The 14,382-nt window shown below is 65.7% G+C and carries 13 protein-coding genes; 4 read left to right on the plus strand and 9 right to left on the minus strand.

Annotation, left to right across the window (positions count from 1 at the left end; translation table 11 throughout):
* Window positions 1-61: 61 nt before the first annotated feature.
* From A3Q7_RS0100370 to fnr, 3 genes are all read right to left on the minus strand, one after another.
* Complete coding sequence (locus tag A3Q7_RS0100370; protein WP_018409854.1) at window positions 62-808, minus strand: DUF3379 family protein; 747 nt, start codon at window positions 806-808, stop codon at window positions 62-64.
* Window positions 805-1,317, minus strand: a complete 513-nt coding sequence (locus A3Q7_RS0100375) for a sigma-70 family RNA polymerase sigma factor (RefSeq protein ID WP_040570725.1) — start codon at window positions 1,315-1,317, stop codon at window positions 805-807. Before A3Q7_RS0100375 ends, A3Q7_RS0100370 begins: the two co-directional genes overlap by 4 nt.
* Before the next feature lie 422 nt (window positions 1,318-1,739).
* The gene (gene fnr, locus A3Q7_RS0100380; RefSeq protein ID WP_018409856.1) at window positions 1,740-2,474 is read right to left on the minus strand and encodes a fumarate/nitrate reduction transcriptional regulator Fnr; all 735 of its coding nucleotides are present in this window, start codon (window positions 2,472-2,474) and stop codon (window positions 1,740-1,742) included.
* A gap of 69 nt (window positions 2,475-2,543) precedes the next feature.
* Here fnr and hemN point away from each other — a divergent pair, with 69 nt between their 5' ends.
* From hemN to A3Q7_RS0100400, 4 genes are all read left to right on the plus strand, one after another.
* A complete protein-coding gene (hemN, locus tag A3Q7_RS0100385; protein WP_018409857.1) occupies window positions 2,544-3,929 on the plus strand; it encodes an oxygen-independent coproporphyrinogen III oxidase in 1,386 nt (461 codons plus the stop codon).
* Window positions 3,930-3,999: 70 nt separating this feature from the next.
* Complete coding sequence (locus tag A3Q7_RS0100390; protein WP_018409858.1) at window positions 4,000-4,725, plus strand: sulfite exporter TauE/SafE family protein; 726 nt, start codon at window positions 4,000-4,002, stop codon at window positions 4,723-4,725.
* A gap of 30 nt (window positions 4,726-4,755) precedes the next feature.
* A complete protein-coding gene (locus tag A3Q7_RS0100395) occupies window positions 4,756-5,181 on the plus strand; it encodes a universal stress protein (RefSeq protein ID WP_018409859.1) in 426 nt (141 codons plus the stop codon).
* A 558-nt stretch (window positions 5,182-5,739) separates the two neighbouring features.
* The gene (locus tag A3Q7_RS0100400; RefSeq protein ID WP_018409860.1) at window positions 5,740-7,191 is read left to right on the plus strand and encodes an HDOD domain-containing protein; all 1,452 of its coding nucleotides are present in this window, start codon (window positions 5,740-5,742) and stop codon (window positions 7,189-7,191) included.
* A 19-nt stretch (window positions 7,192-7,210) separates the two neighbouring features.
* Here A3Q7_RS0100400 and A3Q7_RS0100405 read toward each other — a convergent pair whose 3' ends face one another.
* The 6 genes from A3Q7_RS0100405 to A3Q7_RS0100430 all read right to left on the minus strand — a co-directional run bounded on the left by A3Q7_RS0100405 (window position 7,211) and on the right by A3Q7_RS0100430 (window position 14,368).
* The gene (locus tag A3Q7_RS0100405) at window positions 7,211-8,053 is read right to left on the minus strand and encodes a PEP-CTERM sorting domain-containing protein (protein WP_018409861.1); all 843 of its coding nucleotides are present in this window, start codon (window positions 8,051-8,053) and stop codon (window positions 7,211-7,213) included.
* 135 nt (window positions 8,054-8,188) lie between these two features.
* On the minus strand, window positions 8,189-9,001 hold the full coding sequence (locus A3Q7_RS0100410; protein ID WP_018409862.1) for a PEP-CTERM sorting domain-containing protein: 813 nt from the start codon (window positions 8,999-9,001) through the stop codon (window positions 8,189-8,191).
* Between the two features lie 38 nt (window positions 9,002-9,039).
* Window positions 9,040-10,938 (minus strand): bifunctional metallophosphatase/5'-nucleotidase, encoded by a 1,899-nt coding sequence (locus A3Q7_RS0100415; RefSeq protein WP_026224320.1) that lies wholly within the window; start codon window positions 10,936-10,938, stop codon window positions 9,040-9,042.
* A 40-nt stretch (window positions 10,939-10,978) separates the two neighbouring features.
* On the minus strand, window positions 10,979-11,698 hold the full coding sequence (locus A3Q7_RS0100420; RefSeq protein ID WP_018409864.1) for a hypothetical protein: 720 nt from the start codon (window positions 11,696-11,698) through the stop codon (window positions 10,979-10,981).
* A 48-nt stretch (window positions 11,699-11,746) separates the two neighbouring features.
* Window positions 11,747-13,168 carry an endonuclease/exonuclease/phosphatase family protein gene (locus A3Q7_RS0100425; RefSeq protein WP_018409865.1) on the minus strand — a complete coding sequence of 474 codons (1,422 nt, stop codon included), beginning with the start codon at window positions 13,166-13,168 and terminating at the stop codon, window positions 11,747-11,749.
* A gap of 24 nt (window positions 13,169-13,192) precedes the next feature.
* Entirely contained in the window at window positions 13,193-14,368 is a 1,176-nt protein-coding gene (locus A3Q7_RS0100430) for an esterase-like activity of phytase family protein (RefSeq protein ID WP_018409866.1), read from the minus strand.
* Window positions 14,369-14,382: the final 14 nt, after the last annotated feature.

Here is a 14,382-nt window from a genome sequence, read left to right on the forward strand (position 1 = left end):
GAAAAAAATGGACGCAGGATTGTAAACCCTGCGCCCTGCGATGCCGTGACACGGGCCGCGTTCAGCTACGCGGCAGCACGGGGTGTTCGTTGTCGCTCAGCACCTTGCCGGTGTTCCAGCTCACATGACGATGCAGCATGCGGGCAGCGTCGCGCACCTTGGTCGTGTCGCCGGCCACCAGTGCGAACATGCCCTGGCCGCCCGGTTCGACATGCACGCCCATGCCGCGGTAGGTCGTGGTGACGGTGCGGATGGCGCTGTCTTTCTGCGGCAACAGCAGCAGCGTGACCGGGCCTTCCGGCGTGTCGAACACGATGTGCCACCCGGTGCCGCCGGGTACCGGACACAGCTTCACGTAACGCACCGTGGTGAGCGGTATCTGTACGTCGGCACCAAAGCTCGCCAGTACCCGGGATACCTGTTCCGGCGGAACCTGGCGCGTACTCATGAAGGATTCGGGCTCGTGCATCACGTGCTCGACCGCCAGCGCCACCCGCTCGCGGTCGGGCGCACCGTGCCAGTACTGCAGGCCCAGGCCCACGCTGAGTACCACGCTGGCCGCCAGTGCCCACAGCGTGAAGGGCGCGCGGGTGCGACTGCGCGTGCCCACCAGTACGCGTTCGGCGAGGCCTTCCGGCACCTCCACCGCCACCGTCTGTTGCAGCATGCGCTCGCTTGCATTGATGCGGCGCGAAAAGGCCTGGCAGGCCGGGCAGGCGATCAGGTGTTCTTCCGCCGCCTCGCTGAGCCGGCGCGGATCAGCCATCTTTTCGCGGCGGAAATCGATGCAGTTGAACGGGGCATTCATGCGCCGGCCCTCCGCACGGGGGCTTCGAGCGTACCGCGCAAGGCCTGGCGTGCGCGTGTCAGGCGGGTCATCACCGCGCCCTCGGTGGTCCCCAGCATGTCCGCGATCTCGGCGCACGAAAATCCGCCCAGCGCCTGCAGTACCAGGGGTTCGCGCAGACTGAGCGGCAGGCTTTCCAGCAGGTTTTCCATCTCGAACAGTTCTATCGGTTCGTGGTCGGCCGCCACCTGAATATCTTCCAGTTCGGCATCGACCATGTCGAGCTGCTTGCGCTCGTAAAGCCGCGCGTGTTCACGCCGCACGATGGTGATGAGCCAGCTCCGCGTGGAGCTGGAATCCTTGATGTCGTCCCATGCCTTCCAGGCGCGCGCAAAGGTTTCCTGCACCAGGTCCTCGGCCACGAATTTGTCGCGGCACAGCCACCACGCGAAGCGGTAGAGGTCGGGCGTGAATGCCCGTACCGCCTGCTCGAAGCTTTTCCGTTTGCTGAAACCGAGTATCACGCGCATTCCTTTGGGCACCGATACCTGCACAGACCGGGGTGCGTGCAAAAAGCTTACGCCCGGTTCGTGACCGGTTGCGCGGAAAGGGGCCGCTCCGGTGGCGATCCTGGCGCCGTTCGCGGTTGGGGCGAGCTCACGCGGGAGCGGCCTCTGGCCGCGATGGGGCTTATGCGGGCCGCGGGCTTCGTTCGAAGCTGCATCGCGGGCAAGCCCGCTCCCCCCAAACCCCGGCTCCGATGGCGGTTTGAGCGAGTTCTTGTGGGAGCGGCCTCTGGCCGCGACGGGGCTTATGCGCGCTGCGGGCTTCGTTCGAAGCTGCATCGCGGGCAAGCCCGCTCCCCCCAAACCCCGGCTCCGATGGTGGTCTGAGCGAGCTGTTGTGGGAGCGGCCTCTGGCCGCGATGCGGCGCATGCCGGCCGTGCGCTGGTCAGCAGCGCGGGCTCATTGCGCGCTTGAGCTCGTCCAGCTTGTGGATGCGGATGTTCTTGTTGCTCACCGTGAGCAGTCCTTCGTCCTGCATGCGCGACAGACCGCGGCTCACGGTTTCCAGCTTCAGGCCGAGGTAGGAGCCGATTTCCTCGCGCGTCATGCGCAGATTGAATTCGGTGGCCGAATATCCGCGCGACGAGAAGCGCTGCGACAGGTTCACCAGGAAGGCGGCCAGTCGCTCTTCCGCGCGCATGGTGCCCAGCAGCATCATGACCGCCTGATCGCGCACGATTTCACGGCTCATCACCTTGTGGAAGTGATGTTGCAGCGTATCAATCTCGCGCGAAAGTTCGGACAGGCGATTGAACGGTATGACGCACACCTCGCTGTCCTCCAGCGCGCGCGCATCGCAGTTGTGCTGGCCGGTGCCTATGCCGTCCAGGCCCATCAGTTCGCCCGCCATCTGGAAACCGGTCACCTGTTCCCGGCCGTCCTCGGATACCACTTCGGTCTTGAAGAAGCCGGTGCGGATGGCAAAAAGCGAGGTGAAGGACTCGCCCGACAGGTAGAGCGGCATGCCGCGGGGCACCTTGCGCCGCGTGCCGATCAACGAATCGACGCGTTCGAGCTCGTCATCGGACAGGCCGACCGGCATGCACAGCTCGCGCAGATTACAGGCGGAGCAGGCGATCTGCAGTCCCTGCGGTGTGATGGGTATGGGTACGCTATTCATTGATGGCGATCAATGCGCGTGTCCGGGCGCGCTTGCATGATGGGAACACCGCAAAGTGTGCCATCAATCATGAATGTCGCAAAGGAACTGGTGTTCGACCCGCTGCTGATGCGTCGATTCGACGTGCCGGGGCCGCGTTACACCTCCTATCCCACCGCCGACCGGTTCAATTTTTCGCATGATGCGCGGGCGCACGCGTCGCGCCTGGGGTCGCGCACACCCAGTGCCGGGCCGCTGTCGATCTACATCCACGTTCCGTTCTGCGACACCATCTGCTACTACTGCGCCTGTAACAAGATCATCACCAAGGACCACGCGCGCGCCGACATCTATGTCGACAACCTGCTGCGCGAAATGGCGATGAAGGCGGCGCTGCTGTCCGGCAGCCGCGATATCGCCCAGCTTCATCTGGGCGGCGGCACGCCCACCTTCCTGAACGACGAACAGATGACGCGCGTGATCGAAGGTCTGCGCCGACATTTCCGTTTTCTCGACTCGGCACAGTGCTCGATCGAAATGGATCCGCGTGGCGTCACCGCCGCGCGCATCGCCCATCTCGGTTCGCTCGGTTTCAACCGCATCAGCGTCGGCGTTCAGGATTTCGATCCGGTGGTGCAGCGCGCGGTCAACCGCATCCAGAGCGTGGAAGAGACGGAGGTGGTGCTGCGCGCCGCGCGCGACAACGGCTTCGTATCCACCGGCATCGATCTCATCTATGGCCTGCCCGGCCAGACGCCGGACAGCTTCGGCGCCACGCTGGACACACTGGTACGGCTGGCGCCGGACCGGGTGGCCATCTATCACTACGCCCATCTGCCGAAGCAGTTCATGCCGCAGCGCCGCATCGACGAATCCATGCTGCCCGGGTCCGAGGTCCGTCCGCAGTTGCTGCGGCTGGCGATCGACCGCCTGCACCAGGCGGGCTATGTGCACGTCGGCATGGACCACTTCGCCCGCCCCGACGACGAACTGGCGCAGGCGCAGCGTCATGGCCGGTTGCAACGCAATTTCCAGGGCTATTCCACGCACGCCGGCTGCGACCTCATCGGGTTGGGCGTGTCGGCGATTTCGCGGGTGGGCGCCAGCTTCGCACAGAACCACCGCACGCTTGAAAGCTGGACCCAGGCGCTGGACGACGGCGAACTGCCGGTGATGCGCGGTCTCGACATGACGCCGGACGACAGCGTACGGGCGGCTGTGATCGGCGCCCTCATGTGCCATTTCGAACTGTCGATCGAGGCGATAGAAAGCACCTATCCCATCGATTTCAAACAGTATTTCGCGACCGAGCTGGAAGAACTGCAGGAGCTCGAGGACGCCGGCCTGCTGCGCGTGGAGCCGGACTGGATCGCCATCACGCCGCGCGGCCGGCTGCTGGTGCGGGCCATCTGCATGGTGTTCGACCGCTATCTGCGGCTGGACAGCGAAACCGTGCGCTACTCCAAGGTCGTGTGATCGGTCCGGCAGGCCGTCCGCCCGGCAGTTTGTTTGGACGGCCGCACCCTGGCGCGGCACAATTCGCTCCATGAATCTCGGACTTGCAGCAGTCTTCCTGGTCGGCCTGCTCGGTGGCGTGCACTGCGCCGGCATGTGCGGCGGCATCGTGTCGGCGATATCCGCTGGCGTGCCCGCTCCGCGGCGCACCGGCTGGCGTGGCCAGCTTCCGGCGCTGTGGATGCATACCGCCTACAGCACCGGCCGCATCGCCAGCTATTCGCTGGCCGGTGCGGTGGCGGGCGGGGTGGGCGGCGTCGGTCTGCTGGCGGGCGGCGCGCTGCCGGTGCAGACCACGCTATATATATTGGCGAACCTGCTCATGGTGGCGCTCGGCTTCTATCTGGCCGGCTACACCCGTTTCCTGGCGCCGGTCGAAGCGATGGGCCGCCCGCTGTGGGCGCGCATCCAGCCGCTGGCCACGCGCTTCCTGCCGGCGCGCACGCCGGGCCAGGCGCTCGGTGTCGGACTGTTCTGGGGCTTCCTGCCATGCGGGCTGGTCTACAGCATGCTCAGTCTGGCACTGCTGTCCGGCACACCCTCCAGCGGCGCGCTCATCATGTTCGTTTTCGGTCTGGGCACGCTGCCCAATCTGCTGCTGGCCGGTATGCTGCTGACCCGCCTGCGCACCCTGACCCGCCACCCGGCGGTTCGCCGCATCGCCGGTCTCATGGTGCTCGCCTTTGGCCTCGCCGGCCTGGCTCGCGCCTCGACGCTGGGCGACGGCCTGTGGAATGGCCTCATCTGCCATACTTGAACATCCCTGATAACAACGATTGAGACGACCATGCGTATCCTGCTCGCCGTCGATGGCTCCGAACACGGCCTGCGCGCCACCACTGAAGTACTGCGCCTCGCGGCGCAGATGACCAGCCGCCCGGAAGTCCACCTGCTGTTCGTGCATGCGCCCGTTCCCGGCGGTCTGCTGCAGCATCATGTGAGCCGCGAAGCGCTGAACGACTACTACCGCGAAGAAGGCGAAGATGCGGTTCGCAGCGCGCTCGAAACCCTGCGTGCCGCGCAGTTCGAACCCATCCTGCACCTGCATGTCGGTCCGCCCGCCGAAACCATCGCCCGCTACGCCGAACAGCATGACTGCGAAATGATCGTGCTGGGCCGCCGCGGCCACGGCGCCCTCGCCAGCTTTGCCATCGGCTCGGTCGCCAGCGGCGTGCTGCACCATTCCAATCGCCCGGTGCTGCTGGTCAAGTAGATCGGCCCCGCTCCAGTCCAGGTCAGGGTGCGCCCGGTAGGAGCGGCCGCTGACCGCTCTGCAGCATCGGCATGGCGCGGGCTTCGTTCCAGGCCGCATCGCTGGCAAGCCCGCTCCCACGAAACCCGGGCTGCGCTGACAGTCAGCGCGGGCTTTGGTGGGTGCAACACCCTGGCTCCGTTCTTGATCGGGGAGGGTTGTCGTGGGAGCGGCCTCTGGCCGCGATGGGGCATCGGCATGGCGCGGGCTTCGTTCCTGGCCGCATCGCGGGCAAGCCCGCTCCCACGAAGCCCGGACTGCGCTGACAGTCAGCGCGGGCTTTGGTGGGTGCAACACCCTGGCTCCGTTCGCGATCGGGGAGAGCTGTCGTGGGAGCGGCCTCTGGCCGCGATGGGGCATTGGCATGGCGCGGGCTTCGTTCAAGGCTGCATCGCGGGCAAGCCCGCTCCCACGAACCCCGGACTGCGCTGACAGTCAGCGCGGGCCTGCACTCAAGATTTGGCGTGTGCGGGCCGATAGCCGGGCTATGAAGCCCATTTTCCTGCACTGCCCCGTCACATGAGTGTCCAGACCGACATGGCTTCCGATCCGCTCGAGGTGTGGGTGGATCGCCTGCGTTCGCAGGACATGCCCATCTTCGGCGCCACGCTTGCCGCCATCGGCGAGGTCGCCGACAACGACGCCAGCCCCGCATCCGCCCTCGGCCGCATCATCCTGCGCGACGCCGGCATGACCACGCGTGTGCTGCGCATGGCCAATTCCGTATTCTTCCGCGGCGATGGTTCGCGCATCAGCACCATTTCGCGCGCCATCGTCGTGCTCGGTTTCAACACCGTACGCGACATCGCGGTATCGGTCGCGCTGATCGATGCCTTTCTCGCCGGTGGCGTGCGCGAGCGCGTGGCCGCGGAAATGGCGCGCTGCTTCCACGGCGCGGTGCATGCACGCCAGGCGGCGAGCGGCCGTGGCGACGGTTCGCCGGAAGAGGTGTTCATCGCGACCTTGCTGTCGCACATCGGCGAGATGGCATTCTGGTGCTTTTCCGGCGAGGTGGGCCAGCGGCTGGACCGGGCCTTGCGCAGCAGTCCGCGGCCGGCCGAACAGCTCGAAGCCGAACTGCTGGGATTCCGCCTGCGCACGCTCACCCAGGTGCTGGCGCGCGAATGGGCGCTGCCGCCGCTGGTGGTCCAGTCATGCAATGACAATGTGAAGCTGGACAGTCGCGAGGCGCTGGTGGTGTCCGGCTATCGGCTCGCGCTGGCGGCCGAGGCGGGATGGGACAGTGAACAGGCGCGCCTGGCATTGCGCGACTACGGCCGCGTCATGAAACAGGACGCGGCGGAACTGGCGCCGGTGGTCGCCGCCAATGCGCGCGAAGCGGCGCAGATCGCCGCGTCCTACGGCTGCGACGAGGCCGCGGCACGCATTCCGTTGCCGACCCGCCAGGACGTCGAGAGCGAACCGGATCCGGGCGAACTGCAGCAACCTTCACCACTTGAACAACTGGACGTGGCGCGCCGCATGGTGGCGCGGATCAGCGAGCGCGCGGCCAGCACGGCCGTGCTGGACCTGGCGCTGGAGGGGGCCGGCCGCACGCTGGGCGCGGACCGCGCGGTGCTCGCGCTGATTCCGGCCAACCGGGTGCAGATCACCGCGCGCGCGACGCATGGCGCGACCGCGCAGGCGCTGATGCGTCATTTCAATTTCCTGCTGGCCGGCGCGCCGCGCGACGCATTGACCGAACTGGCGGACCGCGGCCGCATCATCCATATTGCGGCGAATTACGTGCCGGCTCCGGGCGTGCCCTCGGTGGCGAGGTTGCGCGCCGCGCTCGGCGAGCGTCATCAGATCATGGTGCCGATACAGGCGCAGGGGCAGGTCGTGGGCGTGCTCTACATCGACCGCGCCGCGAGCCGTCCGGCGTTTCCGGACGGCACCGTGGACGGTCTTCTGCACTTCGCCCGGCTCGCCGGGCTGTCGCTGGACAGCGTATCGCCGCGGCGCGCCTGAGCCCGCCGCGGCGGGTGCATCAGGTGCGGCGGCGGGCGGCGCAGCCGATCAGGCCGAGGCCGGCGAGCAGCAGCGCGTACTGTTCGGGTTCGGGCACGGCGGTGACTGTCAGCACACCGTCTATCAGCCCCGACGATTCAAGCAGATTCCCGGGCCCGACATTTCCCGGGCCCAATCCAATCCCGGTCATGCCGTCTCCCAGAATGTAACTGCCCGAGCTGTAGCTGATATCGAAATGCAGTTCGGCTCCGACGGTGCTCTCAAAGCTGAAGCCGTCGCCCGCGAGTGTTGCGAGAGAGAAGTCGCCGATCAGTTCGTTGCCATCGCCGCGAACGACCACTGAGAAGTTCGGCAGCGTACGTATCGAGGGAAGGGCGGACGAGAAAAGCCAGTCGGCGATGCCCGAGAATGTGACCCGGACGGCACTTCCATGCGCCTCACCGTCGCTCTCGACCCGCAACGTCGCCAGCATCCGGGAGAACGCGCTGCCGCCCCCGCCCATGCCGCTGGTCGACAAAGAATGGTCCAGATCGAGCGAAAAGCTGTGCCCGGCCTGAATGACCAACCTGGAAGGATCGGAGGCTGCATCCAGCAGCATGGTGTGGCTCCATGCATAGGACCGTCCTTCGCTGGACGCCTCTCCGCCACCGATACCCAACAGGGTTCCTGCACCCGAAACATCGTCCAGCGTCCCGCTGAATCCGAAGCCGTCATGCCAAGGCCAATAAGACGCATTGGGATAAGTGATCGAGGCGCTGGCCGATCCAGCAACGCTGCCAGAGACGAGGCTGAAATGCGCCGCCTGCGCATTCAGGCCCAGCGATGCCAGCGCGAGGGCCAGCGAGGTCTTGATGAGGTGCATCGGGATTCTTCTTCTCTTGTCACTTCCTGGGTTACGGGTTCGGCGCCATTTCGACACCGAACCCGTCGCATTGCGTTGCGTTTGCGCTGGAAGCCGCATCGCCGCGGCGCGCCTGAGCCCGCCGCGGCGGGTGCATCAGGCGCGGCGACGGGCGGCGCAGCCGATCAGGCCGAGGCCGGCGAGCAGCAGCGCGTACTGTTCGGGTTCGGGCACCGGTGCCAGGCTCAGCGAGCCGGACATGAGACCGCTGTCATCGAAGCCGATGGAATTGCCCGCCGGGATGTCGATTGCATCACCCACCCAACCAGCACGGGTGGTGTAGCTCAGCGACAGCGCAATTTCGGCGCCGATCACGGTATCCAGGCTCAGGTCGAATGCATCGGCGGCGCCATTGCCGGTGTAGCTCACGGTCTTGCCGCCCCAACTCGCGATCAGGCTGAAAGTGGTGTCCGGCTCTATCACCGCCAGGCTGGCCGAGAACAGCGACTCCGCCGTGCCGCTGATGAGCATGCGGATCGCACTGCCAGCCGCTTCGCCGTCGGAGGCAATGGTCAGCGTGGTGTTGAGCGTGATGCTCGACACTTCGACCACGCCCTGCAGGCCGGGCACCCCGTCGAAACCCAGAACCGAAGTGCCGCCGATGGTGAAGCCTACGGAGGAAGGATCGGACGCTGCATCCAGCGTGACTTCCCGTACCCAGTCATAGGAAACGGTGGCGCCGCCTTCGCTTGTACCGTCGTTCAGCGCGCCGATGCCCAGCAGCGCCTGGTCCGACGACAGGTCCTCGACCTGCGCATCGGTCGACGCCGTACCCAGTTGCTTGATCGATGCTTCGGCGTAGGTGTAGCCGCCAATGGTGCTCGGCCCGGTGATCTGGAAATGCGCAGCCTGCGCATTCAGGCCCAGCGATGCCAGCGCGACGGCCAGCGAGGTCTTGATCATGTTCATCTGTGTTCTCCGTATTCGTTTGTGCAGACGCGTCGGCATCAGTTGCGGGTGATGCGGTTGCGCGGGCCCGGCGTGACGCCGGACGGATTGGCCTGCAGGTAGGCTTCGAAGGCGTCGGTGTCGACCGCGCCGCCGAGGCGGTTGCCGCCTTCCTTCAGCACTGCGAAGCCGTCGCCGCCGTCGGCGAGGAAGCTGTTCACCGTCACGCGGTAGCTGGCCGACGGGTCGACCGCGACGCCATTGAGCGTCATCGAGGTGACGCGCGCGTTGCAGGCGTTGCCGGCGGTGTAGCTGTAGTTGAAGCCGACCGAAACCTGCAGGATGCGCTCGGCGGTCTGGCCGTTGCAGCCATTGAACTGGGTTTCCAGCAGGGTCTTGATCTGCTCGCCCTTGAGCGTCATGGTGACCAGCGAATTGCCGAAGGGCTGCACAGTGAAGGCATCGCCATAGGTCACGTCGCCATTCGGCGCATTGAACGGCAGGTCGGCGCGTATGCCGCCCGGATTCATGAAGGCCACCACCGCTTCGCCGGTACCGGCGTCATTGGTTGCGTCGAGCTGGGCATCGGCGATCACGTCGCCGAGAGCCGATTCGCCCGCCGCATTCTGCGAGCGGCTGATCGCCGCCGTGATCCTGCCGATGACGCGCGACTTCGGCACTGCAGCCAGCGAGTCGTAATGGGCGACCAAGTCGGTCAGCGCGGGATCTTCCGCCGTCGTCGAACCGGTGCCGGTGGTCAGATTGTTGGCCGCTACGGCGATGACGTCGCGTGTGCGGGTATCGATGGTGAGATCGATGTCGCTCAGGTTGCGCGCATACTGACCGGCGGACGTGACGCGCACCGGCTGACCGGCGGCATTGTTGATCAGGCAGTTGTAGGCCTGATGCGTGTGTCCGGAAATGACCAGGTCGACCTCCGGATCGAGGCGATTGACGATGTCGACGATGGGGCCGGAAACGCCGGTGCAGCCATTGATGCCGCCCGAGGCTGCGCCGCCTTCATGGATCAGCACCACGACCGATTCGATGCCCTGCGCCTTCAGCCTGGGGATGAGCGCGTTCACCGTATCGGCTTCGTCGCCGAAGGTGAGACCGGCCACACCCGACGGCGACACGATGGTCGGCGTGCCTTCCAGCGTCATGCCGATGAACGCCACCTTGTTTCCGAGGAAGTCCTTCACCCCGAAGGCGGGCAGCACCGTGTCGCCGCTCTGTTCGTCGCGCACATTGGCCGCCAGGAAGCCGAAGCGGGCACCGGCGAACTCGCCGGCCTTCAGATCCTCGTTCAGCCCCAGGCCGGAGTACGGGTCGGTCGGGTGATTGCCGCCGTGCTGCATGCGCAGCAGCTCATCCTTGCCTTCGTCGAACTCATGATTGCCGACCGCATTGAAGTCGATGCCGATGCGGTTCATCGCTTCGATGGTCGGTTCGTCCTTGAACAGTGCGGACGTGAGCGGGCTGGCACCTATCATGTCGCCAGCGGACACCACCGCGTGCAGCGGATTCTGCGCCTTCAGTTCCTTGATGCGGGTCGAGAAGCGTGCCACGCCCGGATTGCTGCTCGAACCCTCGCCCGCCTTGATGTAGCCATGGAAGTCGTTGAACGCGATCAGCTTCACCTTGAGCGTGGTACCGATCTGCGAGGTGCGCGCGGCTGTGAGCAGGCGCGCGCGCTCGAGCGCGCTGATCTTGCCCGCCTTCTGCAGCGACATGGTCACCGTCGATACATGGGCGATGAAGGCAGCCTGATTGCCCCACGGGCTTTCATCGGCGATCTGGTCATCGATGGTGGTGCAGCTTGCGTCCAGCACGCGGTTGGGAACGCCCGCGCTGGTGGTGCCGAACATGACGTTGTCGGTGTAGCTGCCGGGGGTGCAGGCGAATGCGGCCTGGCTGAGCGCGCCTGCGACGGCAAGCGCGAGGAATTTCATACGCATGTGGGTCTCCTGTGGGAACTCGAGAACGCGCGCAGTCTGATCAGCGCACGTTACGGCGCAGGGACAGCGAGATGACCGACAGACCTGCGAGAACCATGATCCAGGTCTGTGCTTCCGGTACCGCCGACACCTGGATGTTCAGCGTGGGGCCCGCGTAGCTGTTGTTGTTGTATCCGGCATAGGTCGCGGCAACGCCGCTGTCGCCTTCGACCAGTGCCAGCGTGATGCGCGAATCGGCCAGGATGTCGGCGACCAGGGCCTGAGCACCGGCGCTGTTCGCGGAAGTGCGGTTGAACAGGCTGTAGGTGTCGACGGTGCCGCTGGACACCTGTACGAACTGGTAGCCGGTGATGTACTGCGCGTCGGCGAAATCGCCGGAGAACGGGTACTGCAGCGGGCTCGGCGACGTGATGCTCGTGCTGTCATTGCCGGTGAAGTAGATATCCACCGCGCCATCGGCGGTGAAGCTGGCGTTGGACTGGGTGAGCGACAGGCTGATGCTGTCCACCACCCAGCCATTCACGCCGTACTGCGCGTCGAACTGCGCCTTCAGCGACGCGATGTCGAAGCGGGTGACGCCATAGGACGCAAAGCTGCCGTAGTCGCTGCCTTCGATATTGAAGAAATTGATGCCATTGTTGCCGGTGCGCACGCCGCCCGGCTGAACGGTGGCGTTCTGATGGGCCTCCACGCTCACGGCGTGGGCGGACAGGCTGGCGACGGACAGGGCGGCGGCGGCAAGCAGGGAGTGCATGTTCATGATCTGACCTCGTTTGTCGGGTGGGCGCAAAGCGGGAAGGGGACGGGTTCAGCGACGACGGCGCGCGGCCATGCCGATCAGGCCGAGGCCTGCCAGCAGCAGCGCGTATTGCTCGGGTTCCGGTACCACCTGTACATCGACCCACACCGCCTTGTGATCGGAACTGGGCAGACCGGCATACAGGCCCGGGTTGTTGAAGCTGCCGACCAGGTCGTACAGGTCGCCGGTGTTGTTCGCGGTCGCGGTATCGGGGGCCACCGGCCAGAAGACGCCGGCACCTTCGATGTCCATATTGGCCGACGGCAGCACGTAGTCCACGCGCAGATTGCCCGGTGCGGAATCGCTGAAATCGGCGGTGTCCTCGGCCGGGTCGCCGGCATGGCTCTGGTTGGCGGAACCGTTGTTGCTCGGGTAGCTGGCCGCCGCCGTGCCACCTTCGGACGACGGCGTGACCGAGGTATTGATCAGCGGGTTGTCCAGCAACTGGCCGATCGCGTTGTACTGCTGACCGTCTATCGTGCCCTTGAAGCTGTCGCCATCCAGCGGGTCGGCGTTGTAGTCGCCGGCGATGACGAATTTCGCGCCGGCGGCGAGTCCGCCGGTATTGCCCTGATCGTCATAGATGTAGTCCGCGCCGGCGATGTAATCGGCCCAGAAGCGGATTTCGTCGTGGTTGCGCTTGCCGTTACGGTCCTCGGCGCCGTCGAAGGTGGGCGGCGTCGGGTGCGCGGTCAGGAAGTGCACGTCCTGGCCGTTGATGCGCACGGTCACATCCACATGGTTCTTCGACGACAGGCGCAGTGCGTCGATCTCTTCCTGGGAATAGAAGTCGGTGAGCTTGTTTCCGGTCGGATCGCTGGTGAGCAGATTGCCCGGCATGTCCTTCCACAGGAAGGTCTGGAAGCTGCGCACGGAAACGATTTCGTACTTCGAGTAGATGGTGAAGCCGTACTGGCCGGCGAAATTGCCGAAACCGTACGCATCGTCGCCGCCCGCCACCACACCGTTGTTGTTCAGATCGAAGCCGGAGGCAAGACCGGTATTGGTGTTGGGCGTGTAGCGATACGCATACTGGATGCCCGTCGTCGTGCCGCGCACCGCATTGCCGTGGGCGGCCGACAGGAAGTTGTCCTGGAACAGCTTCGCCGCATTGCTGGAATAGCCTGCGCCCATGGCCTGGCTGCTGGCGGTGGGCGTGCCATTCAGGTCGAAGTCGAATTCATTCACCAGCAGCACGTCGACATTCACGCGCTGGATGATTTCCGCCACGTTGTGCGCCTGCTGGATGCGCCGCGCCACGGTGGTGCTGACGCCCGACGCCGCAGGGTTGGCGAGATCGCTCAGCAACTGTCCGCTGACATCGCGGTTGAGCGAGGCGTTGAAGGTGGCGAAGCGGACGGTATCCGCCTGCGCGGTGCCGGACAGCGCGAGCAGCGCGACGGCGATCGGAGTCAGTGCAGCATTCTTCATGTCGACGGATCCTTTGTGCAGGGTTCAGCGGCGGCGCATGCGCAGCGACAGGGTCATCAGGCCGAGGCCGGCGAGGAACTGCGCGTAGGACTCGGGCTCGGGCACAGGCATCAGCTCGATGGCAATGAACTGGGTGCTCTGGGTAGCGCTGAAGTTGTTGTCCGCGGCCAGTACCAGGGTGCGGTGACCGTTGTCCAGCGTCTTGCCCCAGCTCACCGCCTCGATGTTGTCCAGCGTGATGCCGTTGTAGGTGATGGGCATTTCCAGCAGCAGCTCGCGACGCATGGCGGTGTACTGCGCACCGGCCAGGCTGGCGAAGCTGCTCACGTCGGTGGTGTCGGCGGTGATTTCGGCCAGCGTGATGCGTATCGTGTTGCCCACGCCGGACGCGAAGGCGCGCTCGATGGCGATGAACTGCGTGTCCGAAATCGCCAGCAGTTCCGGCAGGCCGTTGTCCGGGCCGAACGGTGCGCCGGGGGCGGCATCGACCGGAATCGGCGGCAGTTCGTAGGCGTACTGGCCGCGCGCGCTGCCGGTCACCGGATCGAGCGCGGTCACGCGCACCACGCTGCCGCTGCCCAGCGTGGTGATGTTGCCGTCCTGGATCAGCGCGTCCTCGTTCGCCACGAACACCGTGCCATCCGGCGCCACGGTGAGCGCTTCGAACAGCTTGTTGCTGCGTCCGCCGGTCGTGCTGTTGTCGACATAGTCGTACATCGCCGGCGTCGCGAATTCGCGCACGAACACGCCTTCGGTCGTCATTTCGCGGACGAAGGGCTGGTAGCGGGCGGAAGGGTTGGCGCTCCAGTTGCCTTCGGACGACCAGTACAGATTGCCGTTGGGGGCCACCCGTATGCCTTCCGGATCGACCGTGCGCGCGTTCGCCGGGAAGGTCGAGCCATCCGGCCGCTGCATGTTGATCTGCCGGTTGATGGTGACGCCGTTGAAACCGCTTGCGTCGTAATCGAGCGACAGATTGTAGAAACGCGGTGTGCCGCGCTCGCCGCCGCGGTCATCGGAAATCGCCCAGTAGCTGCCGTCGGCGGCGCGATCGATGCCGGAAATGCCGCCGAATTCCACACCCTGGAACAGGGTGCCGGTGGGCAGCGAGGTGGCGCCGATCACGCGCAGCGAGAAATCGGCAGCCTGCGTGCCGGCGGACAGTGCGGCCAGCGCGGCCGCCAGGATCAGTTTGTTCATGGTGGGTACTCCGT

Origin of the sequence: Methyloversatilis thermotolerans, assembly GCF_000372885.1 — a bacterium.
In the GTDB taxonomy this organism is placed as follows: domain Bacteria; phylum Pseudomonadota; class Gammaproteobacteria; order Burkholderiales; family Rhodocyclaceae; genus Methyloversatilis; species Methyloversatilis thermotolerans.

Coding starts and splice junctions, on each gene's coding strand:
- A3Q7_RS0100370 (WP_018409854.1), bottom strand. CDS start 808: ATGAATGCCCCGTTCAACTGCATCGATTTCCGCCGCGAAAAGATGGCT.
- A3Q7_RS0100375 (WP_040570725.1), bottom strand. CDS start 1,317: ATGCGCGTGATACTCGGTTTCAGCAAACGGAAAAGCTTCGAGCAGGCG.
- fnr (WP_018409856.1), bottom strand. CDS start 2,474: ATGAATAGCGTACCCATACCCATCACACCGCAGGGACTGCAGATCGCC.
- hemN (WP_018409857.1), top strand. CDS start 2,544: ATGAATGTCGCAAAGGAACTGGTGTTCGACCCGCTGCTGATGCGTCGA.
- A3Q7_RS0100390 (WP_018409858.1), top strand. CDS start 4,000: ATGAATCTCGGACTTGCAGCAGTCTTCCTGGTCGGCCTGCTCGGTGGC.
- A3Q7_RS0100395 (WP_018409859.1), top strand. CDS start 4,756: ATGCGTATCCTGCTCGCCGTCGATGGCTCCGAACACGGCCTGCGCGCC.
- A3Q7_RS0100400 (WP_018409860.1), top strand. CDS start 5,740: ATGAGTGTCCAGACCGACATGGCTTCCGATCCGCTCGAGGTGTGGGTG.
- A3Q7_RS0100405 (WP_018409861.1), bottom strand. CDS start 8,053: ATGCACCTCATCAAGACCTCGCTGGCCCTCGCGCTGGCATCGCTGGGC.
- A3Q7_RS0100410 (WP_018409862.1), bottom strand. CDS start 9,001: ATGAACATGATCAAGACCTCGCTGGCCGTCGCGCTGGCATCGCTGGGC.
- A3Q7_RS0100415 (WP_026224320.1), bottom strand. CDS start 10,938: ATGCGTATGAAATTCCTCGCGCTTGCCGTCGCAGGCGCGCTCAGCCAG.
- A3Q7_RS0100420 (WP_018409864.1), bottom strand. CDS start 11,698: ATGAACATGCACTCCCTGCTTGCCGCCGCCGCCCTGTCCGTCGCCAGC.
- A3Q7_RS0100425 (WP_018409865.1), bottom strand. CDS start 13,168: ATGAAGAATGCTGCACTGACTCCGATCGCCGTCGCGCTGCTCGCGCTG.
- A3Q7_RS0100430 (WP_018409866.1), bottom strand. CDS start 14,368: ATGAACAAACTGATCCTGGCGGCCGCGCTGGCCGCACTGTCCGCCGGC.